This window comes from Sedimentibacter sp. B4 (assembly GCF_000309315.1).
Lineage (GTDB): Bacteria > Bacillota > Clostridia > Tissierellales > Sedimentibacteraceae > Sedimentibacter > Sedimentibacter saalensis.
Genome location: NZ_CANG01000038.1, coordinates 1 through 23,061, shown reverse-complemented (window position 1 = coordinate 23,061; position 23,061 = coordinate 1). Strand labels below are relative to the sequence as shown.

The following is a 23,061-nucleotide window of genomic DNA, read 5'->3' as shown; positions in this document are numbered from 1 at the left end:
GAAGGATCTCATCTTTTGTTGAAAACATGAGATTCTTAGAGCAAGCTCTCAGAATGACAGCGAATAAATGTATAGTTTTTCAGTGACCTCGAACCGTCCCCTATGGACACCCTGCAAAATTTGCACCGTGCAAATTTTGCAGGGTGTTTTTTGTATGAAATTAGAAACAGATAATATTCTAAATGCTTATATATATTACAAAATAGAGGTTTTTAAGGATGCGAAAAGTTGGCTTATATTTTGCATAAATAATTAGTAAATATTGATAAATTTAGGCGAAAGGAGTGAAGGATGAAATCGTTGCCTAAGTTGTTGGAATTATAAGTATATTAAGTTATAACTAAAAGGAGGATATTATGAAATTTGAATTAATCGAAGGACTTACATCAATTAGTGTTGATTCAATAGTTACTTTGGCATTTGCAGCAATATTATTGTTATTAGGTTATTTTGTTAAGAACAAAGTTAAATTATTAGATAAATATTGTATTCCGGCTCCTGTAATCGGTGGATTCATATTTATGTTCATTACATGGATTGGCCATACGACCGGAACTTTTGCATTTAGTTTTGAAAATATATTCCAAAGTGCATTTATGCTGGCTTTCTTTACAACAGTAGGACTTGGCGCAAGTTATAAGCTGCTTGTTAAGGGCGGCAAATTACTTATTGTGTATTGGCTTGTTGCCGGTGTAGTATCAATATTGCAAAATATATTGGGTATTGCTATATCAAAGGTAATTGGATTAGAAGCTCCTTATGCCTTATTAGCTAGTGCTATTTCTATGATCGGCGGACACGGAGCTGCTCTTTCGTATGGAACTACATTCGGTGAAATGGGCTATGAAGCTGCACCCCTGGTTGGAGCAGCAGCAGCTACCTTTGGTCTAATATCAGCAGTTCTTATAGGTGGACCACTAGGAAGAAGACTTATTGTAAAGTATAACCTTAAGCCTGAGGAAGATTCAAGTTTTGACACCTCTGTTACAGATATAAATGCAAGTGCTGGTCATAAACTAAGTTCACTTGATATAATTAAAAATGTGGCTGCTGTTTTAGTATGCATGGCATTTGGTTCCATTATTGCAGGTTGGATCAGTAAATTGATAAATATGGGATTCCCAACTTATGTTGGTGCAATGTTTGTAGCTGTAATTCTCAGAAATATTAATGAGAAAGCAAATTTCTATAAATTCGACTTTAATTTGGTTGATGAAATTGGAAATGTAATGCTTAATTTATATCTATCACTCGCATTAATGACTTTAAAGCTCTGGGAGTTATCAGGATTAATAGGCGGAGTATTTATAGTTGTATTTGCACAAGTATTGCTGTTGGCATTGGTTGGTTATTTCGTAGTATTCAGAATTCTTGGAAAGAACTACGATGCTGCAGTTATGGTAGCAGGTCTTGCCGGACACGGATTAGGAGCCACTCCTTCAGCAATTGTAAATATGACAGCTGTTAATGAGAAATATGGTATGAGCAGAAAAGCAATGATGATTGTTCCAATAGTTGGAGCTTTCTTAGTAGACATTATTTATCAGCCACAGACAATTTGGTTTATTAAAACATTTGTGGAAAATTTAAAGTAATAAAGAGAGGTTATTATGAAAAGACTAATGGAATGTGTGCCAAACTTTAGCGAAGGAAGAGATGAAGCTTTAGTTGAAAAAATCATTGATGAGGCAAGAAAAATCGAAGGAATTACAATTTTAGATTACTCATCTGATAAGGACCACAACAGAACGGTTTTAACAATGATAGGATCACCAGAGAAAATTAAGGAAGCTGCAATTAATACAGCCAGAAAAGCAGCAGAACTGATTGACATGTCAAAACATGAAGGTGCTCACCCAAGAATGGGAGCCACAGATGTTATTCCATTTACTCCGGTTTCAAATGTTACTATCGCTGAGTGTATTGAAGCAGCAAAAGAAGTAGGAGCTGAGTTGGGAAGCTGGGGAATACCAGTATATCTTTATGAGGATGCATGCACAAAGGAAGATAGAAGAAATCTTGCTTCTGTAAGAAAAGGCCAATATGAAGGTTTCTTTGAAAAGATAAAAGACGAGAATTGGAAGCCGGACTTTGGTCCACAGGAAATGAATGCAAAAAGTGGTGCCACAGCAGTAGGAGCAAGAGTTCCGTTAGTGGCATTCAATATAAATCTGGATACTCCAAATGTAGAGATTGCAGATAAAATTGCCAAGAAAGTAAGACATTTGGGCGGTGGACTCAGATATGTAAAAGCTATAGGACTAAAGCTGGAAGAAAGAAATCAAACTCAAGTTTCAATGAATCTGGTAAACTATGAAAAATCAGCTGTATACCAGGCCTTTGAAATGGTAAAGATGGAAGCAAGAAGATATGGGGTAAATGTAGTTGGCAGTGAAGTAATTGGAACCATACCTATGAAAGCTCTTCTTGATGTTGCTGAGTATTATTTACAAATAGAAAACTTTGGCATGGATCAAATATTGGAAAAGAGATTGCTGGACGAACAATAAAATAGTAACGAAATTTTATTTGAATTATTCAACTTAAGGCTTGCATACTGCAAGCCTTAAGTATTAAATTAACATTAAAGATACTAGGAGAAAATTATGGATTACAAAAATGTATTAGAGCTTATTTTAGATACAGATGATGTTACAGTTGGAGGCGGAAGCGCCTCAGCCTTATCAGGAGCTTTAGCCTGCGGACTTATTGGCATGGTTTGTAAGTTGTCTACAAAAAAAGATTATGGAATATCTGCTGAAAGCCAGCTAGAGTATGCAAAGGAACTTGAGGAATTAAGAGAAAAGCTGCTGTCAGGGATAGTTGACGATGCCAATGCTTATGGAGTAATTATAGATGCATACAAGCTTCCAAAGGAAACTGAAGAAGAGAAAGAAATAAGAAAAAAAGCAATAGCTAATGCAGGAATAGTTGGGGCTGCCGCGCCTATGGAAAACGCAAAACTATGTCGAAGGGTTTACGATATTGGTTTTGAGCTCTCAGGCAAGACTAATCCCAACTGCAATTCTGACCTGGTAATAGGCACTGAGTTAGCAAGAGTTGGAACAAATGGCTGCATAATGAATATCGAAGCAAATCTTCCTCTGGTTAAGGATACAGAAAAGTTAGATGAATTTAACAAAACCATAAAGGAACTTAAAATAGATTAGGTTTTTCTTGTATTTAAAAGAAATTTAATATTGCTGAATTTGTGCTGCATAAATAAAGATACCTCTGTTGAATTGACAGAGGTATTATTCATATTAGAAAACCTTTTTCTAGAATTAAATAACTTACTATGGTAATATAGAATCAACTTATGTAACAGTTCGGAAGGGTATAAAATGATAAAAAAAACTGCAGTACTTATCTTATTGATATTTTTCATGAATATGCCTATAGCCTATGGCCTGGGAGAGGCTGAGGCCTTTAGAGTAGCAGGAGATATAAAATTTCCTCCTTATGAGTTTCTAGACAGCGACGGCATATACAAAGGATTTAATGTAGACCTGCTTAAAGCAATAAGTCTTGTTACCGGTATGGAGTTCGAATTTATACCGATGAAATGGGAAGATGCCTTTTATTCCATAGAAAGAGGTCAGGCAGATATTATCCAGGGAATGAAGGAATCTGACGACAGAAGAACCAGGTTTAACTTTACTGACTCTCTGTTGCTAAATTCTCAGTCTATTTTTGTAAGTGACAACAACTACTTAATTAATAGTAATTCTAATCTTGTAGGAAAAGTTGTTTCAGTGCAAAAGGAAGACATTGTATATTATGAGTTAAGCAAGATTAAGGATATTACAATAATTCAATACGATACCATGGAAGAAGCAGTTGCAGCCCTTCTTGATGGTAAAGTAGAAGCAATGGTTGGAAATACTCTTACCGTTAACTACATATGTAAGGAAAACAATTGGATCGATCAAATTAAAATAGTTGGGCAGACCCTCAATGAACAAAAGTATTCTATGGCGGTTTCAAAAAATAATCCACAATTGTTGAGAAAGCTCAATGAAGGATTAGATGAAATACGAAATAATGGGATGTACGATGCACTGCATAGAAAATGGTTTGGGACGCCCATAAAAAACTCAAGTAAAGAAATGGAAGGACAGATTATAATGCTTTTATTTTCTTTATTTGTACTTTTATTGATAATTCTTACGGTTCAATTGATTAACAGAAAGCTAAACAAAATAATTGAAGAAAAAACCAGAGAAGAAAAGATACTTATAAATGAGTTGAGAAATTATGACAAACTTCAATTTATGGATAAAATAATATCCTCTCTCGCTCATGAAATTAGAAACCCTTTAACATCTATAAAAATTTATACAACTCAAATGAAGAACAAGCTGGAAAACAAAGAATTCATGCTTGCAGCTGCAGAAGATATTCCGGAAGAGATTGATAGAATTGATGCCCTTATTAAAGAGTTTATGGAATATACTTCTCCAAGAAAACCACAAATTAAAGTACTAAATTTAAAAAACGAGTTGGAAAACACAATTAAATTCATTAAACTTCAAATTAAGGATATTTATGTAGATTTACAAATACCTGAGGATTTATATATTGAGTTTGATTCAAGTCACTTCAAACAAATTGTCATAAATATTATTTTGAATAGCAAGGATGCACTTTGTGGTATTGAGAATCCAAGCATAAAAATAAATGGATACAGTGATGGAACAAATGTTAATATTGAGTTTGCAGACAACGGATGTGGAATGGATGAAAAGTCCTTAATCTATATATTTGAACCATTTTATACTACAAAAGACAATGGAAATGGCGTAGGTATGTTTATTGTTAAAAAACTTGTTGAAGAAAATGGTGGAGAAATAGTTGCCAAAAATAATGAAAATACCAGCGGCTTAGTTGTATTACTAACAGTGAGGATGGGAGAAAAATGAAAACTAAAATATTGATAGTTGATGATGAAATCAAGATATTACGAGCGCTTAAGTTTTTACTGGAAGACAACTACAATGTATATACAAGTGACAATATTAATGATGCAAAAAGGATATTTGTTGAAGAAAAAATCAGTTTAGTATTGCTGGATTTAAGACTGTCAGAAGGCAGCGGACTTGCCCTTATGGATGAGTTGCTTGCCATTGACTTAAATGCAGTAATAATAATTATGACTGCCTACTCTACAATTGAGAATTCAATTAAAGCCATCAAATCTGGTGCTTATTATTTTATAACAAAACCAATTGATAACGACCAGCTTCTAATTTTGTTGAATACAGCATCTGAAACGCTGAACTTAAAGAAAGAGTTGGACTTGTTACAAGGACATTTGCGAAAAACACCTATAGGAGATTCAAAAGCAATCAGAGATATTAAAAGTGTAGTAGATAAAATAAAGAATACTGATGCAACAGTTCTCATAACAGGTGAAAGTGGCACCGGTAAAGAAATAATAGCTCAGACAATCCATAGCAGCAGCAACAGAGCAGGTAAACCATTCATAGCAATAAATTGTGCTGCAATGCCAAATGAGCTTTTAGAAAGCGAATTGTTTGGTTATAAAAAAGGATCATTTACAGGGGCTACAAAAGATGATATCGGTTTAATCAGAAAAGCTGAAAATGGAACTCTATTTCTGGATGAAATAGGAGAAATGAATATTAAACTGCAATCTAAACTACTTAGGTTTATTCAAGAGAAAGAAATTAGGCAAATAGGAGATGAGAAGAATTACCCTGTAGATGTTAGAATTATCTGTTCAACAAACCGCAATTTAAAAGAAGAGATTAAGTCAGGAAATTTCAGAGAAGATCTGTACTACAGAATTAATGTAATAAACATTGTTGCTCCTCCTCTCAGAGAAAGAATTGAAGATCTTGATTTGTTGGTTCCTCACTTCATTGATAAGTACAGGATATCATATAACAAAGGAGTTAAGGGCATAACAGATGATGCTATGAATCAGCTTAAGAACTATGATTATGTAGGAAATGTCAGAGAACTTGAAAATATTATTCAAAGAGCAGTCTTATTGTGCGGAGATGAATACATTGGTGTTGATTCTTTGAATCTAAACAATCCAAAGATGATAAGAAAAAATAATGATATTAGTGATAATTATATAAAAATTTATGAAGGAGAAACGTTAGAAGATATTGAGAAAAAGACCATTGAATTTGCCTTAAAAAATAACGGACAAAACAGAAGATGGACTGCTGACAGCCTTGGAATAAGTGAAAGATCTCTAAGATATAAAATTAAGGAATACAAATTATAACCATAGGGGACGGTTCTTGGCGGTAAATGTACGAGTGATCCTCACCCTATGGTAATCCTACGCTGAAGTTGGTGAAATATTTTGTATTTCCCTAAGAATAGCTGCAATAGTATCAAGTTTATCAAATGAAACACCTGAAAGACATAGGCGAACCGCTCGGGATGGTATATCAAAAGCTGTTGTACCTTGCTCAGAAGCACAATATGTATTCAGGTAGCAATCTGCTGACGGATTTATAAGAATCTCCTGCTGCTTCAGTCTTTCTTCTAACATAAGCGCAGTTATTCCCTTGGGTAGTATCAGCCATACGAAGATGCCGTGATCTGGCACGTGCCAGTATAGATTTGACGGAGCAAGTGATTCCATGATTCGTCTTGCGAATTTTAGCTTCCTTTCATAGACCCGCCTGATGTTGAGAGTGTGCTTGACATACATGCCGGACTGAATGTAAAGCTGCAGAGCTGCTTGAGGGAGCTGGGATGTATTGATGTCCATGAGTTGTTTCAACTGCATTATCTCATGTGCAAGATTCTCAGGCAGGACGGCAGCTCCAATGCGGATTCCCGGCATGAAAGTTTTGGAAAAACTGCGGATATAGATGGTGCTCTTGTTTGTGTCATAGTAGTGGATGGGAAGAGAGTTCTTTTTTGACCCCAGGTCGAAAAGGTAGTCGTCTTCGATGATGCGAATACTATAACGTTGGGATAGGTCTGCAACATGACGCTTGGTGATTTCATCCAGAGAGAATCCTGTTGGATTCTGATGTCTTGGAACAATGTAGAAAGCATTTATATCACCTGATTTAAAGAGTTTTTCAAGCTGCCTGAAGTCATATCCGTCTTTTGAACGTGGGATACCTACCATGGGTATTCCCAGACGACCGGCCAATTCAAGAACCAACCCGTATGTTGGTACTTCAACAAGAAGTTTACCTGGACGGTTTCTGAATATAGCCTGAAAAGCGAGAGAAATGGCTTGTTGAGCTCCGGAAGTTATGAGTATGCGTTCAGCTGTGGCATAGATTCCGTCCTTCTCAAACATTTTTTTTAGTTCTTGGCGCAGCGGCAGATAGCCGCTGCTGCATTCATAATTAAACAATTCTTCATGATTCCGATCGACTGCGGTGTTGATTACGTGGGTGAACTCTCTATAAGGTATGAGGTTTTTCTCAAGTCTGACAGTCTTAAAATCCACAATGACGCTGGAAGTTGCAGGTTCCATTTGTTTACGTATAAGGTAGAATCCTCCGCAGGGAATGGAATAGACCAGATGTGATTTCTCCAGTTCTTCGTAGGCTCTGTTGACAGTTATTTTGTTGATGCCAAGATCTTCAGCAAGTTTTCGACAACTGGGAAGACGCTGCCCTTGAAGAATTTTGCCTCTTTCAATTTCCTTGAGTATGTGGTCGATGACCAGTTGTTTCTTGCTCATAATGCCTCCAATGTGAATAAAAAACTATAATTGTACTAGTACAGTTTGTTAATGTCGGAATTGAACTATTATAATATCCATTATATACTAATATTGATATAAAACAAGTTTAAATTCGAATTTGGGAGGCATGTAATATGAAACTTTTTGTAAGGCCGGAATGGCCTATCACAGCTATCCGAAGCGGAGGAACAAAGGTAATGACAAAGGAATACGGTGAATTGGTTGATATGGAATCCGGATGCTGGGCGTCAGTCCTCGGACACAATCACCCCGATGTGGTTAAGGTTATCCATGAGCAGGTGGATACTTTATTTCATACCCATCAGTACTTTGAAACTGAGCAACCTGCAAAACTTGTTGAGGAGTTGACTGAGGCAGCTAATTTATACACAAAATACAGCGGTTGTTTCCTATCATCCGGAAGCGAGGCGGTGTCTTTGGCTGTAATGCTTTCTGAGCTTCTTACGGGCAGAAGAAAAAAGCTCAGCATGAATATCTCTTACCTCGGAGCCTGTGCTGATTTAAGACACCCAAGGGACAGCATGTACTGGGATGATATCGATGTGACAGAATGTTTGAGGTGTGGAGCGGATTATTCAGGAGTGAAATGCGATAACATCAGTGATACTGATGAAAACTTGGAAGATAAAGGGAGAGACTGTTCATCATGCGGACGCTACAACCATTTGGATTTCAGCCGGTATGCTTCCTTCGTGTTTGAACCCGGCAATTCAGGAGGTATGGTTCTTCTACCGCCTGAAAGACTGGTGAACTTTCTTGCCAGAAAAGTTCGGTCTGCAGGAGGTCTGTTGGTGGTGAATGAGGTAACCACGGGATTCGGCCGGACCGGTAAATGGTTTGGGTTTCAGCACTACGGATTTTTGAACAACGAGACAGGTGCGCCGGATTTCATAGCCCTTGGCAAAGGTCTTGGCAATGGATATCCTATAAGTGCTGTCTTGGCCAGGGAGAGTCTGGCAGTGGCTGCTGAGAAGACTGGATTCAGGTATGTTCAATCCCATATTGATGATCCAATGGGTTGCAGAATTGCCAGAGAAGTTGTCAGCGTCATGGCAAAGGGTAGCTGGGTGTTGAAAGGATCCGAGATGGGGGAATACCTAAGACTAAGACTGGCAGATATAGCTGCAGGAAATAAGCTCATCAAGGAAATTCGCGGAAGAGGCATGATGAATGTGGTAATGCTGGAAAGTGGAGTAAGTGCCGGTGCAGTATTTAAAGGTCTTCTTGAAAGAGGGTACTTCTGCGGTTACTCAGAACAACTTAGATTCATACATCTGTATGCACCGTTGATTATCAGCCGGGAAGATGTGGATGGTTTCTGCAGTGCATTTGAACAGGTACTGAACATTGAAGACTGGACATAAGACATAGGGGACAGTTCTTGGCGGCAAATGGACAGAGAGAACTGTCCCCTTTTTCTTATTTTTACATTATTTTTTAAATTAGGTATTGACATAAAGTTAACTTCATCCTTTATTATATATAGGTAAAACATTTAAACCTGTGCTGGAATTAAGCCATAGAAGACAGACGTTTCTTGTATAAGGATTTTAGGTCGGGTAAAAATATTTATAACTTAATATGATGAAGATAATTCAGGAGGAATTAAACGTGAGTAAAGTATACTTTATTAAAAATACAGGATCTGATTACGACAAGCTTGGAAAAGATGCTTTGGAATTATTAAAAAAAATAGTGTCAGAAACAGATCACAGCTTTGAAAAGGAAGTGCCAATAAAAGTTCATTTTGGCGAAAAAGGAAATAAGACTTTCATACCACCAAAATGCTATGAAGCCACAATAAATTATCTGAAAGAACAGGGAGTATCTCCGTCATATATCGAAACCAATGTCCTTTACAGAGGATCAAGGACCACAACGGAACTTCATCTTGAAACAGCAAAATCCCATGGCTTTACGCAGATTCCCATTATAATTGCAGATGGAGACATTGGAACTGAATACAATGAAATAGAAATAAACAAAGAGTATCTTAAAACATGTAAAATAGGTAAAGAATACGGAAAGTACAATCAATTTATTGTTATGAGCCATTTCAAGGGACATGTAGCAGCAGGATTCGGCGGTAGTATAAAGCAGCTTGCTATGGGTTTTGCATCAAGAGCAGGAAAACTTGAGCAGCATTCAGGCATATCTCCTGTGGTAGATGACAAAAAACTGTGTGGCATGCGGTATTTGTATGAAAAAATGCAACTACGGCGCTATCCAGGTTTCAGATTATGCAGTTATAGATGCGAGTAAATGTGTTGGATGTGCTGGATGCATAGCAGTTTGTCCTAAAGGGGTAATTGAAAACACATGGGGCGGATCTCATTTTCTTGAGAAACTTTCAGAATATGCTTATGGTGCCTCAAAAGACAAGGACATCATATACATATCATTTGTTCACAATATTACAAAGGAATGCGACTGCGCCGGAACACACATGAAACCAATTGCAGACAACATAGGCATTGTTGCAGGAAAAGATCCTGTTGCCATGGATGCTGCATGCCTGGACCTGGTTCAGAAAAACAGCGGGAAAAAACTTTTCGAAAAAGGCAGAGCATCACTCATACATGCAGAAAAAATAGGATTGGGATCAATGGAGTATGAAATTATTGAAATATAATATATAAACTTAAAGTGAACATCTGCTAAACAACACCCTTATAAGGGTGTTGTTTTTAATCCTTAATTTCTTTAAACAATTCGTAAGCTTTATTTCTTGCTTCCTTCAATACTTCATCGCCTAACTGGGTTATCTTGTAGTACTTTCTGACTTTTCCTTCAATTATTCTTTCTTCTTTTTCAAGGAGCCCGCTGGATTCCATATTGTGAAGAATGGGATATAAAGTGCCCGGACTCATATTATATCCATGCTCGCTAAGTTCTTCTATCATCCAGCTCCCATAGAAAGGTTCTTTCTTTGCGTGATGTAGAATATGAATCTGTATAAAACCCAGGAAAAATTTCCTTAAAATTTTGTCTTGCATTTATAGTTACCTCTATTGTATAATTTGTTATATCGAAATTCGATATTGAATAGTGATATTGATTAATGATTATCATATCACTAAATGTTATATAATTCAAGTGACATATTTTCTTATTATATTTAAATGAAAGAAGAATTATTTTGGTTATAAAGAGGTATGAAACAGTATGTGAAAGGATGATTTTATGAAAAAAGACAATATTTCAGATAATATAAATAAAGTAAGATGGAGAACATTTCTAAAGGATGTTTTCATTTGCTCATTGGGCGCTTATGGAGGTCCCGAAGCACATTATGGAGTTTTTACAGACCAATTGGTTATTAAGAAAAATTATTTAACTGAAGAAGAACTGGTAGAACTCATTGCATTAACGGGAATTTTACCTGGTCCAAGCAGCACTCAAACACTTGTAGCCATTGGATACAAAGTTGGAGGCCCTGTGTTGGCGCTTCTGACCATGTTGGTATGGGCACTTCCGGTGTTAACATTGATGACGTTGTTATCATTTTTAAGTCAATTTTTAGGAAATGTAAATGTATCTCAGGATGTACTTCGTTATGTTGGTCCTATGGCTGTTGGATTCATTATTGTAGCTGCATATCGCATAGGGCGAAAAGTAGTAACAGATAAAATTACTTTGATATTGCTGCTGATGGGCGGCATAACAACTTACTTTATTCGGGAACCCTGGATATATCCATTGGTTTTAATTATAGGCGGAGCAGTAAGTGTTGTTACATCAAAGGAAAATAATCTATGGAATCATGTGAAATTAAGTCCTCCATGGGGATATCTCATGGCCTTTGCATTTTTTACTATTGGAAGTATTTTATTGACTTTAACTTGGGATAACAAGATTGTGCATTTATTTGAAAGCTTTTACCGATATGGATACCTGGTTATTGGCGGCGGGCAGGTAGTGGTGCCCCTCATGTACAGTGAGTTGGTGGAAGTGAATCAATATATGACCAACCAAGAGTTTTTGACTGGCTTTGGCCTTGTACAAGGACTGCCGGGACCAATGTTCAGCTTCAGTGCTTATGCAGGCGGAATGGCTGCACGTGGAGGAAGCGTGTTTACACAAATACTGGGTGCTGTTGCAGGCGGCATTGCTATATTTTTGCCGGGGCTATTACTCATTTATTTCATTTATCCAATATGGGAAAATTTAAAGAAGATAAAAGGAATAAAAATATCATTGAGAGGTATTACTGCTGTTGCCGGTGGTCTTATCACAGTATCTGCAATAATTTTAATGCAAAAAAGCGGCTTTATTATTGACAATATAATTGTAATGCTTGTTACAGTAGCACTTTTAATCACGAAAAAGGTACCAGCGCCTTTGATAGTGGCAGCTGCTTTGGCTGCAGGTTTTATATTCTAAGAAGCATAATGCAGTTACCATGGAGGTAACTGCATTGAAATTTTTCCAGATATTAATGATAAAATTAGAAAAATATGATATGATTGGATTATGTCAACAGGAGAATGGTCTCCTATAAACATATTGGAGGTCTTGTGAGAATAAATATAACAGATGAAGCTTTCAGAGAATTGAACAGGATAGATATAAAAAACATAAGAATCTTATATCACGGTCAGGGCTGTGGAGGGCCGGTTTTAAGCATGACATCAGGATTGCCGGATTTGGAAGAGGAGACAATAATTCTAAAGGACTTTTCATTTTTTCTGAAGAAGGAACTGATTGATAAGTATAAAATTTTAGACATAGATTATTCCAACGCAGACGGTTTTTCTGTCGATGCGGATAACAGCGGCGGCTGCATTCGCTGCAATGGATGTTGGTTAAATACAATATACACCAATTTATAGCCATAGGGTACTTTCAGAATCAAAAAGTGGACAAAGAGAACCGTCCCCTATGGAAGAGGGAGGAGCTATATGAAAATATCACGGGAATGCATTCACTGTCTTGCCAGACAAGCTGTTGAAATAGCTGAAGAAGCTACAAGCAGTGCAGCAATGCAGGAAGAAATAATTAAAAAGTCATTGCAAGAATTAGGACAACTAGATTTCAATGAAACAGCACCTGAAATAGGTTTCAGGATGCATCAACATTCAAAAAAAATTACCGGCATTGTTGATCCATATAAAAGATTAAAAGAACAGTATAATGAAGTTGCTCAAGAGATATACGAGAAAATTACTGAGGAAAAATGGCTTATAAGGACTGAAGATCCCTTTGATATGGCTTGCCGTCTGGCTATAGCCGGTAACATAATTGATTTTTCAGTAGGACTGAAATTAGAGCCTTCTGATGTTGTTAAGTCGGTTGAAGACAGTATAAAACATGATATTTTTGGAACAGGAACTATAGCATTACGAAAAGCAGTAGAAAAGGCAGATAATATTATGTATATTGCTGACAATGCCGGTGAAATCATTTTTGATAAGTTTTTGTTAATGAATCTTCCGGCAAACAAGGTAACTTATGTAGTTAAGGGAGGTCCAATAGTAAATGATGCAACTATGGATGATGCAATAAGTACAGGCGTTGTAGACTTAGTAAGAGTTATTGACAATGGGCATGCTGCACAGGGTACCATATTGAAAAATTGCTCAAGTGCATTTATATCTGAATTTAATAAAGCAGATCTTGTTATAAGCAAAGGACAGGCCAACTTCGAAACATTGAGCGATGTTAAAGATAAGAATATATTTTATCTGTTGCGGGCTAAATGCATTTCAGTTGCTTCTGCTCTAGGCTGCAAACGGATGGACTATGTGCTTACTAATTACTAGAATATGTTATTTACATAAAGTATAGGTAGCCTCTTCTCATAAATGAGATGAGGCTGTTTTTATTATAAGCGCCTGAGGTATTAGTATAATTTCTGAATTTTTTTAAGTAAAAATAAGAAATTTATAATTTAAATAAATATATTTTGGGTATAAGACTATATAATATTAAAAAGGAGTGATGCTATGAAAGCTATGGTAATTAATAAGTTCGGAGGACCTGAAGTTTTTGAGCTAGCGGATATACCAAAACCGGAAGTAAAACCGGGATATGTACTGGTAAGGGTAATTGCAAGCAGCCTCAATCCATTTGAAATAAAGCTAAGATCAGGGCTTTTGCCAGAGTTCATGCCGCCTTTTCCTGCAATATTGAATTCCGATGTTTCAGGAGTTGTGGTAGCAGTTGGCGAAAACGTTGAAGTGTTGAAACCAGGCGATGAAGTTTACGGATTTATTGGCGGCATGACTGATGAGAATGGCGTGTTGGCAGAATATGCTTTAGTAGATGAAGAGCTTTTATGCAAAAAACCAAGCAACATAGATTTTAAAACAGCAGCATTGTTTCCTTTGGTTGGAATCTCAGCATACAAAGCTATTATTGAAAACTCACGATTAAAACCAGGTGATAAGGTTTTAATCCATGGGGCAGGCGGAGGCGTTGGTCACATAGCTGTTCAATTTGCTAAAATGTTGAATGCTGAAGTTTATGCCACAGTTTCAAATGATGAAAAAGCAGAAATAGCAGAACATCTTGGTGCAGACTATGTAATTAACTATAAAACTACTGATGTTGAAGAATATTTAAACAAGTATACAGACGGTAAGGGATTTGATGTGGTTTTTGATACGATAGGTGCAGATAACCTGATAAACAGTTTTAAGGCAGCTAAAGTTGAAGGGCTTGTTTTGACTACCAACTCAAGGGTTGCATTGGACTTGACACTGGTACACCACAAGTCACTGACATTAAAAACTATATTCATAGTCCTGCCAATTTTAAAGAAAACCGACAGAAGTGAAATAGGCAATATTTTAAATGAAATGAAAAAGATGATAGAAACAGGAAATTTAACAATTTACAGAGACAAAACCGAATTCAACTTTTCTGAAATAATCAATGCCCACAAATACTATGAGGCAGGTGGAACAACTGCCAAAATAGCATTAATCAATGACTTAATATAATGCTATTAAATGGTAAATTATTATCAAACTTTTGGATAATTAGAACTTAAGCAGAGGCTTTATATTTGCATTCTGCCCCAGAATTTCTGTGCCATTAAACCCAAAGCCAACAATCAGCTTTGGGTTTACATTTTGTCAAGTTTAAAAAATAGATACACAAAGTAAAATAGGATTCTTTTTGTGATAGAAATGCTGCCAATTTTATAGTATAATATAATAAATATTATGAAAATAAAGAATACTAACGCAATGAGTAATATGTTTGTTTAGCCATAAGAAAGATAATATTTAATAAATACGGAGGAAACTTATGAAATGGAATGAATTATTCGATGAACATCTGACTCCTTCAAGCAAAGACATAAAAGATTATATAGGTTCTGCAGAAGAAAACTGGAATAATCTTACTGAACACATTGAAAATACATATGCTGCTAAGCCTAAAACGGAATACAGCAGATGTTCTTTACAGCCGGGATGGAATGTAAAATACAAAAAGGGCGGCAAGTCTCTTTGCACATTGTATCCTATGGAGGACTATTTTATTGCCATGGTGGTAATTGGACCTAAAGAACAAGATGAAGCGGAAGCTGCCATGGAAGCAGGAGTATTCTCAACCTATGTGGAAGAACTATACAGAAAAACTTCCGGTTCTGCCATGGGAAGCTGGTTGATGATTGAAGTTAAGGATGGTTCAGTTCTCAATGACATAAAAGTTTTAATGAACATGAGAGTAAAAGCAAAAAATGTTAATTGACAATTAACATATAAAAATGCTCGTTTATGATATTTCTAATATAATTAAAAGAGGAAAGGAAGTCTTAATGTGGATAAGTTATTAGTTGACGAAAAGGACATTACACTCTTGAAAGAAAGTGAAATGTTGCACGGTTCTTATCAGGAGATGGTGGAAATGCGGCTATTGTACAATGCAGCAATTAAGCAAATCTCTACTAAACTTGAAATTTTAAATGAAGAGTTTAATGTAAAGAACGCGAGAAATCCCATACACCATGTGGAAGCAAGACTGAAATCTCCTCAAAGTATTATAAAAAAGCTTAATCTGAAAAGTATGGACATAAGTATAACATCTGCAAAACAACTTAACGACATTGCAGGTATAAGGGTGGTATGCGGCTATCTTGACGATGTTTACAACATTGCAGAAATGCTTTTGATGCAGACTGATATTAAGCTTGTCAAGTATCAGGATTACATAAAAGAACCAAACTTCAATGGTTACCGCAGTCTTCATCTTGATATAGAAGTGCCGGTTTTCCTGTCTGATCACATTGAGAATGTAATTGTGGAGGTTCAAATACGCACTGTTGCTCAGGATTTCTGGGCCAGCCTTGAACATGACATCAGATATAAATCTGATAAGTATATTCCACAGGATATTTGCGATGATATGCTGCAGTCAGCCAATGAAATAGCAGAAATTGATCTGAAGATGCAGGAAACATTCAAGAAAATTCAAAATATATAAGTACGACTCCCTTATGTCTTTAGCTAAGGGAATTTTTTTCATTGAAAGTATCGTAATATTAATGTAGAATAATTTCAGTGTTTTAATTTTATAAAAATACATTTAAAGTTTTGTGACTGACAATAAATGATGAGAAATAAGGAGTATATATGAAAAAAAGAATACTGTTAAGTATGCTGTTCTTGATTAACTTGTTAATATTAACATCATGCAGCCTGCAGCCTGAGAATGAGAAACTGCTGGATCCTGAAAACCCAATTACAGTATCAGTATGGAATTATTATAATGGATCTGTAAAAGATAAATTTGATTTGCTTGTTACTGAATTTAATGACACGGTGGGAGCAGACATGGGAATAGTTGTAGAAGCTCAAAGCTATGGAGATGTCAACAAGCTCGCAGATGCCGTCTTTGACTCTGCTAACAAGGAAATAGGTGCAATGCCCATGCCTGATATTTTTGCAGCTTATCCGGATAATGCTTTTCGCATCAATAAGGTTTCCGAGTTAATAAATTTAAAAGAATATTTTTCAGAGGATGAATTGGGAGAAATAAGAGAAGAATTTCTCACTGAAGGAATGTTTGACGGCCAGCAGTCGTTAAAAATACTTCCTATAGCCAAATCAACGGAAAACCTTTATATTAACAAGACATACTGGGATGAATTTTCTGCTAAGACTGGAGCAAGTTTAGAAGACCTTGCCACCTGGGAAGGACTGGCAAAGACTGCAGAAGAGTACTATAAGTATTCAGGAAATGCATTTTTCGGAATCGATGGAAATGCTAATTATATGCTTGTTTCTGCCATGCAGCTTGGTGAAGAGTTGTTTGTTGTTAATGGTGATAATATAAGACTCAACTTTAGTCAAGAAACTGCCTATAGAATATGGGTTAATTATTATGTTCCTTATATAAACGGACACTTTGCAAAATCAGGTAGATTCAGCTCAGATGATGCGAGGACAGGGCTTGTGGCAGCATATGTAGGTTCAACAGCCGGAGCATCTTATTTTCCATCAGAAGTAGCAATAGGAGATGATTATGTTACTGTTGATGTAATAACGCTTCCATATCCTTATTTCAATGGATCAAATGCATATGCCGTTCAGCAGGGAGCTGGAATGTGCGTTTCTAAAAGTGATGTTGCTCATGAATATGCAGCGTCTGTCTTTTTGAAATGGTTTATAGATTTTCCTCAGAATACTGAATTTGCATTATCTACAGCATACCTGCCCGTAAAATCACAAGCGTTAGATTCAGATTCCATAATAGCAGAGATGGACAATGAAAACATATCAAATTCTGCTGTGAAAAAATCTATTGTAACTACTATAGACATGCTTAAAACCCATTCCTTGTATGGAATTAGACCTTTTGAAGGAAGCTATGAAATAAGAGGCATTATTGAAACTAATCTTTTTGATCGTGTAAAGAGTGACCTGGAAATTCTTAACCAAAGGGTGGAAAGCGGTGAAAATCGACTCGATGTAATCAATGACCTTAGCTCCAGGGAACAGTTTTATAAATGGTATCAGGAGTTTACAGTTGAAATACAATCAGTTTTAAAAAAGTGAGAGGTTTTGATGAAATTTATTAGTATGGATAGAAAATCAGTTGCATTCCGACTGACAAAATTAATTGTTATAATAATTATGGGACAGGCTGCCATGCTGTCACTGTTCTTAATATTCGGAGGAGTAATAAGCCAGGCAGAGCAAAATGCATTCACCTCTTTTTCTAAAAAGGTAGCGAACCGCAAGGAGTATTTGCAGCGAGAAATGAAGTATTACTGGACTAATATGAATCCATATATTGGACAAATATCAGAGCAATACGGTGATGGTGAAGAATCTGAACAATTTTTTGATGAAATTTGTGAACCACTCATAGCAATGTTAAGAACAACTCAGACAACTGGAGTATTTGTGATTTTAGAAAATAGTGATAATGAAAAAGATGCTCTTTACATAAGAGACTATGATCCTATCCTGAATGATTATGATAACAAAGACTTGTATTTAATATATGGCCCATCCGGTATAGCTAATAACCTTCAGATTCCGCTGGACCAAATTTGGAAAAGCAGAATGAATTTAAGCACAATGGACTCGGATTTTTATGATAAACCAATAAGCAAGGCAGGATTATCATCAGAAGCAAGTTTTTTGGGGTATTGGAGTATTCCGTTCAGGCTGTCCCCTGACAATATATCAATCATTACTTATACCATGCCGTTATTTGACAAAAATAATAAATTAATAGGTATCATCGGAGTGGAAATATCGGAACAATACCTGACTAAATTTTTGCCTGCTACTGATTTGCAGAATAAAGACTCCTATGGATACATGCTTGGATATGAGCAGCCTGACAAGGAAGGAATTGAAGCAATTTTACTTACAAAGGAAATTCAAAAAAGAATAACAAAGGTAGGAGACACTCTGGAGTATATGGGTGCAGATCAAGAAAATTCTGTTTTTTTGCTTAAAAACAGCTATATTAAAGGAAAAACTTATATTTCAATAGAAAACCTGGGGCTATACAGAAACAATACACCATTTCAGCAACACCAATGGTATCTTATTGGCATAATGGGTGAGAACCATCTGTTAAATTATGTATTGAAAATTAAGTATATACTTTTTGAATCTCTCATTGCTTCAGTTATTATAGGAATAATTTTTGGCTATATAGAAAGCCATAAATTTACAAAACCCATTATAGAAGTGGCAAAAAAAGTAAAGGGAACAAACTCAGCGAAAGTTATAGAACTTGAAGACACAGGACTTACAGAAGTCGATGATCTTTTAAATGCAATACAGACCACAAGCAATATGTTGCTGGAAACATCAGGTAAAATGTCAAATATAATAGAAATGATGGGGCTCCCTCTTGGAGTCTTTGAATATGATGACGATAAAAATAACGTATTTGTTACTGATCGGCTTTCAAAGCTGTTGTCGCTTGATGAAAAAGAAACTGAAGACGTTATAAGTAACAAAAATTTGTTCATAGCCATGATACAAGAACTGCTGAGCAAGCCAGAAGATGAGGAAGAAGATATCTATCATGCAGGACATAACCCTGAAAAATGGCTGAAAATCAAATTTACAAAGCGAGATAAAATTACAATTGGAATAGTAATAGATGTAACTGATGACATGTCAGAAAAAAAGAAAATAATGGCTGATAGGGATATTGATCCGCTCACAGGCATTTACAATAGAAAAGCTATGCAGATGCATATGGAAGATGCAATTTTGAAAAGAAACATAAATATGATTTCTGCTATTGTTATGTTTGACCTGGATAATTTGAAGACCATAAATGATACCTATGGGCACAAATGGGGAGATATTTATATCAAACATGTTGTTAAACACCTTTCTGCTGTGTGCAAAAACCAGGTTCTAGGAAGACGTTCCGGTGATGAGTTTAGTATATTGATTTACAATTATGATTCAAAAGAACAAATAAGAATGTGCATTGATGAATTTTATCAAAAACTTCATAACGATAAGATTATATTTCCGGACGGAACTGCTAAACATGCTGCAGTCTCTGCAGGACTGGTATGGATAGAACAGAAGGCCCCACATTTTGATGAATATCTTCAAAAAGCAGATGATTTGATGTATGATGCAAAAAGGAATAATAAGGGACATTTCTGTGAAACAATAAATTAAAAATGAAATTACATAATTTATTTCAACAAGAACAAACTGAAGAAACGAGGAATGTGTAATCCAATTGTAGGATTTTTCATGATGAGAAAAAATATGGCAGAAGTAAACATAAGAGTTATACTTCTGCCGATTGTGCTATTCCAGCTTTACGATGTTCATTTAAAATTAGTTAGTGTTACAAATCATGCTTTTATAGCCCATCTGAGCTTGGCAGAACGAGCACGAGGATTTGAATTGCATTCTTCAGCCGATGGTTTAATAACATTGGGAGCTATTTCACTGTACAAGCCTTCACGGTATAAATACTGGAATGATTTTTTAACCAAACGGTCTTCTCCTGAATGAAATGAAAGTATGGCAACCCGACCGCCTTTAGCAAGTACAGATGGAAGCTTTTCTAAAAATTCATACAGCACTTCAAATTCACTGTTTACATCAATTCTCAAAGCCTGGAAACATCTTTGACAGGCCTTTTTTATTTCATCTTTGCGATTTTTCTCCGGAATAAAATTAAGGGCCTCTTTAATAATTTGCTGAAGATGAGTTGTTGTTGATATTTCTTTTCCTTTTCTTATTTCAGAAATTATAGCACGGGCAATCACTGCTGCATTAGGTTCATCAGCATTTTCAATGAGCATTCCTTCTAATTCATCCTGTGAAATAGTTTTTAAACGTTCTGCTGCAGAGATACCTTTATCAGGATTCAGGCGCAAGTCAAGTGGACCTTCTGTCTTAAAAGAAAACCCTCTGTCAGGATTATCTATCTGCATTGAAGATACACCCAAATCTGCTAATATAAAATCAAGGGGTCCTGATTCCAAAAAAATTTCATCTATTTGTGAAAAGTTCATATGCCTAATTGTTAATATTTCAGGACCATAGCCAAGTCGTTCTAAGCGCTCTCTTGTGCGTGGCAATTCAATAGGATCTACATCAGTTGCATACAGGTGCCCTTTTGAATCCAGGCATTTTAGCATTTCTGATGAGTGCCCTCCATAACCAAGAGTTGCATCTAATCCGGTTTGACCGGGGGTAATTTGAAGGAAATCCAATATTTCCTTAACACAAATTGAACGGTGCATGCCCGCGGGGGTATTGCCTTTTTTGATTATCTTTTCTACATCTTCAGCATATTTTTCAGGTTGATGCTCCTTGTATTTTTCATTGAATGATTTTGGATGGGTTCCCTTATATCTAACGCGTCTTTTATGTTTTTGTTCTTGATTATCCATTTTATAACCATGGAAATTTTGAACGTATGAATTCAAAATCAGATGATGTTTGAAAACAATGGTTCAAGATCCCTCTGCCTTTTTATTGTTTTATTTTTAAATATAATACCAAATACAATTTATAAAAGCAAATTATTATCATAAATACTAACTGTTTTTATCTGCCATTAAAAATGTGATATAATAAATAATAATCTGTTAATGAATGCAATTTAACACAACAAGAACGGTCAAGAATTTTTTTCTTCTTTGTGATAATCTTTTAATATCGGAGGCGAACATGGATAAAACAAATTCAATGCGTATAGTTCAAATGCTTCAGGATTATATTGAGGAAAATTTGCAAAATTCAATCACATTAAAGCAATTGGCTGATTATTCAAATTATTCTCCCTGGCATATTGGTCACATGTTTAAAGAGGTAGTAGGTAAAAGTCCATATGAATATATTCGTTTGAGAAGATTAACAATGGCAGCTCTTGTAATGAGGGATGAAAACAAAAAAGTGATAGATGTCGCACTTGATTTTGTTTTTGACAGCCAGGAAGGTTTTACAAGGGCATTTACTAAGGAATTTGGAATTTCTCCATATAAGTACCACAAACAGACGCCGCCGATTAAACTTTTTATGCCAAATAAAGTATATGATACTTTCAAGGCAATGAATTATATTTATCAAAATGAAGGAAGGATTGGTGAGGTTATGAAAACAGTATTTGTTCAGATTATTGAAAGACCTGAGAGGAAATGTTTGATAAAAAGAGGAATAAAGGCAACAGAATACTTTGAATATTGTGAAGAAGTAGGATGTGATATCTGGAATGTTCTTACAAGTGTTAATGAAGCACTTTATGAACCTATTGGCATGTGGATGCCTGAAAACTTAAGAAATAACGCATCAGAATATGTCCAGGGTGTAGAGTTGCCACTGGATTACAACAAAACAATACCTGACGGATATGAACTTATTGTGCTGCCTCCATGCACCATGATGATATTCCAGGGAGAACCTTATGATGATGAAAAATTCTCAGTTGCAATCGATGAAGTATGGAAACACATTGATAAATTCAATCCGGAATTGTACGGATATAAATGGGCACCTGAAAATGGACCGAGATTTCAATTGGCACCAATGGGATACAGAGGGTATATAGAAGCAAGACCAGTTCAAAAGTGTTAGTGATAACAATAAAAAAATAAAATTCTATGATTAATTAAGATAAGAATGGAAGCATGATGGAATATTGCTTCCATTTTTTAATGCTGTAAAATAGATTCCGTATCAACGACCAGAATTTTGTGGTATAATAAATTGCTGTAGTAAAAAATTTAATACATAAGTAAGGGGGTTACAATGAATTATAGAAATGCTACATTAAATGACATCCCGGGTATTGCAGAATTGCAGCAAAAATATCACATGCTGACAATAAGTGATGAGGACAAAAAAGATGGATTTGTCACCACTTTGTTTACAGAAGAACAATTCAAGGAACTTATTGAAAAAGAAAATGGGGTAGCTATTGCATGTGATGATGACAAAATAATTGCCTATGTCATGGCGGCTTCATGGCAGTTTTGGTCGAAATGGCCCCTTTTTCAGCATATGATAAAGGATTTGCCGTATACAGAATACTTAGGACAGGTTCTTTCTGTTGAAAATTCTTATCAATATGGACCCATATGCATTCACAAGGATTATCGAGGAACTGATGTTCTGCCGAATGTTTTCGAATTTTCAAGAACACAAATGAATAAAAGATTTCCAATATTGATTACATTTATAAATAAGATTAATCACAGATCTTATAATGCTCACACAAATAAGCTTGGTCTGGATGTAATCAAAATCTTTGAATTTAATAACAATCAATATTATGAACTTGGATATGATACATCAAGAAAAACAAAAGGGTCTGAAATATAATAAATGACCATTTAAGATAGCTTTGAAATAAAAATGTTATGAAAAAATATGACTCAGACTGAT

The 23,061-nt window shown here is 35.7% G+C and carries 21 protein-coding genes; 18 read left to right on the top strand and 3 right to left on the bottom strand.

Going from position 1 to position 23,061, the window contains the following annotated elements; all coding sequences use genetic code 11:
* Positions 1-356 precede the first annotated feature (356 nt).
* The 5 genes from gltS to BN358_RS07285 all read left to right on the top strand — a co-directional run bounded on the left by gltS (position 357) and on the right by BN358_RS07285 (position 6,262).
* Positions 357-1,595 (top strand): sodium/glutamate symporter, encoded by a 1,239-nt coding sequence (gene gltS / locus BN358_RS07305; protein WP_019228576.1) that lies wholly within the window; start codon positions 357-359, stop codon positions 1,593-1,595.
* A gap of 15 nt (positions 1,596-1,610) precedes the next feature.
* Positions 1,611-2,510 carry a glutamate formimidoyltransferase gene (gene ftcD / locus BN358_RS07300; protein WP_019228575.1) on the top strand — a complete coding sequence of 300 codons (900 nt, stop codon included), beginning with the start codon at positions 1,611-1,613 and terminating at the stop codon, positions 2,508-2,510.
* A 96-nt stretch (positions 2,511-2,606) separates the two neighbouring features.
* On the top strand, positions 2,607-3,170 hold the full coding sequence (locus tag BN358_RS07295) for a cyclodeaminase/cyclohydrolase family protein (RefSeq protein WP_019228574.1): 564 nt from the start codon (positions 2,607-2,609) through the stop codon (positions 3,168-3,170).
* A 216-nt stretch (positions 3,171-3,386) separates the two neighbouring features.
* Positions 3,387-4,922 carry a transporter substrate-binding domain-containing protein gene (locus tag BN358_RS07290; RefSeq protein WP_198018350.1) on the top strand — a complete coding sequence of 512 codons (1,536 nt, stop codon included), beginning with the start codon at positions 3,387-3,389 and terminating at the stop codon, positions 4,920-4,922.
* On the top strand, positions 4,919-6,262 hold the full coding sequence (locus BN358_RS07285; protein WP_019228572.1) for a sigma-54 dependent transcriptional regulator: 1,344 nt from the start codon (positions 4,919-4,921) through the stop codon (positions 6,260-6,262). Before BN358_RS07290 ends, BN358_RS07285 begins: the two co-directional genes overlap by 4 nt.
* 57 nt (positions 6,263-6,319) lie before the next feature.
* On the opposite strand, the gene BN358_RS07280 is transcribed toward BN358_RS07285, so the two are convergent.
* Positions 6,320-7,693, bottom strand: a complete 1,374-nt coding sequence (locus BN358_RS07280; RefSeq protein ID WP_019228571.1) for a PLP-dependent aminotransferase family protein — start codon at positions 7,691-7,693, stop codon at positions 6,320-6,322.
* 137 nt (positions 7,694-7,830) lie between these two features.
* Here BN358_RS07280 and BN358_RS07275 point away from each other — a divergent pair, with 137 nt between their 5' ends.
* The 3 genes from BN358_RS07275 to BN358_RS27455 all read left to right on the top strand — a co-directional run bounded on the left by BN358_RS07275 (position 7,831) and on the right by BN358_RS27455 (position 10,349).
* The gene (locus tag BN358_RS07275) at positions 7,831-9,081 is read left to right on the top strand and encodes an aminotransferase class III-fold pyridoxal phosphate-dependent enzyme (RefSeq protein ID WP_019228570.1); all 1,251 of its coding nucleotides are present in this window, start codon (positions 7,831-7,833) and stop codon (positions 9,079-9,081) included.
* A gap of 247 nt (positions 9,082-9,328) precedes the next feature.
* Complete coding sequence (locus BN358_RS27460) at positions 9,329-9,979, top strand: DUF362 domain-containing protein (RefSeq protein WP_232233053.1); 651 nt, start codon at positions 9,329-9,331, stop codon at positions 9,977-9,979.
* Complete coding sequence (locus BN358_RS27455) at positions 9,918-10,349, top strand: DUF362 domain-containing protein (RefSeq protein WP_232233051.1); 432 nt, start codon at positions 9,918-9,920, stop codon at positions 10,347-10,349. Before BN358_RS27460 ends, BN358_RS27455 begins: the two co-directional genes overlap by 62 nt.
* 55 nt (positions 10,350-10,404) lie before the next feature.
* On the opposite strand, the gene BN358_RS07265 is transcribed toward BN358_RS27455, so the two are convergent.
* Positions 10,405-10,713, bottom strand: coding sequence for a PadR family transcriptional regulator (locus BN358_RS07265; protein WP_040582178.1), 309 nt, complete (start codon positions 10,711-10,713; stop codon positions 10,405-10,407).
* Positions 10,714-10,900: 187 nt separating this feature from the next.
* Here BN358_RS07265 and chrA point away from each other — a divergent pair, with 187 nt between their 5' ends.
* From chrA to BN358_RS07225, 8 genes are all read left to right on the top strand, one after another.
* Complete coding sequence (gene chrA / locus BN358_RS07260) at positions 10,901-12,100, top strand: chromate efflux transporter (protein ID WP_019228568.1); 1,200 nt, start codon at positions 10,901-10,903, stop codon at positions 12,098-12,100.
* Between the two features lie 134 nt (positions 12,101-12,234).
* On the top strand, positions 12,235-12,549 hold the full coding sequence (locus tag BN358_RS07255) for a hypothetical protein (protein WP_019228567.1): 315 nt from the start codon (positions 12,235-12,237) through the stop codon (positions 12,547-12,549).
* A 69-nt stretch (positions 12,550-12,618) separates the two neighbouring features.
* A complete protein-coding gene (locus BN358_RS07250) occupies positions 12,619-13,479 on the top strand; it encodes a DUF89 domain-containing protein (protein ID WP_019228566.1) in 861 nt (286 codons plus the stop codon).
* 183 nt (positions 13,480-13,662) lie between these two features.
* Complete coding sequence (locus BN358_RS07245) at positions 13,663-14,661, top strand: zinc-dependent alcohol dehydrogenase family protein (protein WP_019228565.1); 999 nt, start codon at positions 13,663-13,665, stop codon at positions 14,659-14,661.
* Between the two features lie 310 nt (positions 14,662-14,971).
* Positions 14,972-15,418 (top strand): DUF3788 domain-containing protein, encoded by a 447-nt coding sequence (locus tag BN358_RS07240; RefSeq protein ID WP_019228564.1) that lies wholly within the window; start codon positions 14,972-14,974, stop codon positions 15,416-15,418.
* A gap of 69 nt (positions 15,419-15,487) precedes the next feature.
* Complete coding sequence (locus BN358_RS07235; RefSeq protein ID WP_019228563.1) at positions 15,488-16,150, top strand: GTP pyrophosphokinase family protein; 663 nt, start codon at positions 15,488-15,490, stop codon at positions 16,148-16,150.
* A gap of 149 nt (positions 16,151-16,299) precedes the next feature.
* The gene (locus tag BN358_RS07230) at positions 16,300-17,724 is read left to right on the top strand and encodes an extracellular solute-binding protein (protein WP_019228562.1); all 1,425 of its coding nucleotides are present in this window, start codon (positions 16,300-16,302) and stop codon (positions 17,722-17,724) included.
* Between the two features lie 9 nt (positions 17,725-17,733).
* Complete coding sequence (locus BN358_RS07225; RefSeq protein ID WP_019228561.1) at positions 17,734-19,836, top strand: sensor domain-containing diguanylate cyclase; 2,103 nt, start codon at positions 17,734-17,736, stop codon at positions 19,834-19,836.
* A 182-nt stretch (positions 19,837-20,018) separates the two neighbouring features.
* Here BN358_RS07225 and rsmH read toward each other — a convergent pair whose 3' ends face one another.
* Entirely contained in the window at positions 20,019-21,068 is a 1,050-nt protein-coding gene (gene rsmH, locus BN358_RS07220; RefSeq protein WP_019228560.1) for a 16S rRNA (cytosine(1402)-N(4))-methyltransferase RsmH, read from the bottom strand.
* A 280-nt stretch (positions 21,069-21,348) separates the two neighbouring features.
* Between rsmH and BN358_RS07215 the strand changes: the two genes are divergently transcribed.
* Complete coding sequence (locus BN358_RS07215) at positions 21,349-22,251, top strand: helix-turn-helix transcriptional regulator (protein WP_019228559.1); 903 nt, start codon at positions 21,349-21,351, stop codon at positions 22,249-22,251.
* A gap of 174 nt (positions 22,252-22,425) precedes the next feature.
* A complete protein-coding gene (locus tag BN358_RS07210; RefSeq protein WP_019228558.1) occupies positions 22,426-22,998 on the top strand; it encodes a GNAT family N-acetyltransferase in 573 nt (190 codons plus the stop codon).
* The last annotated feature ends 63 nt before the right edge of the window (positions 22,999-23,061 follow it).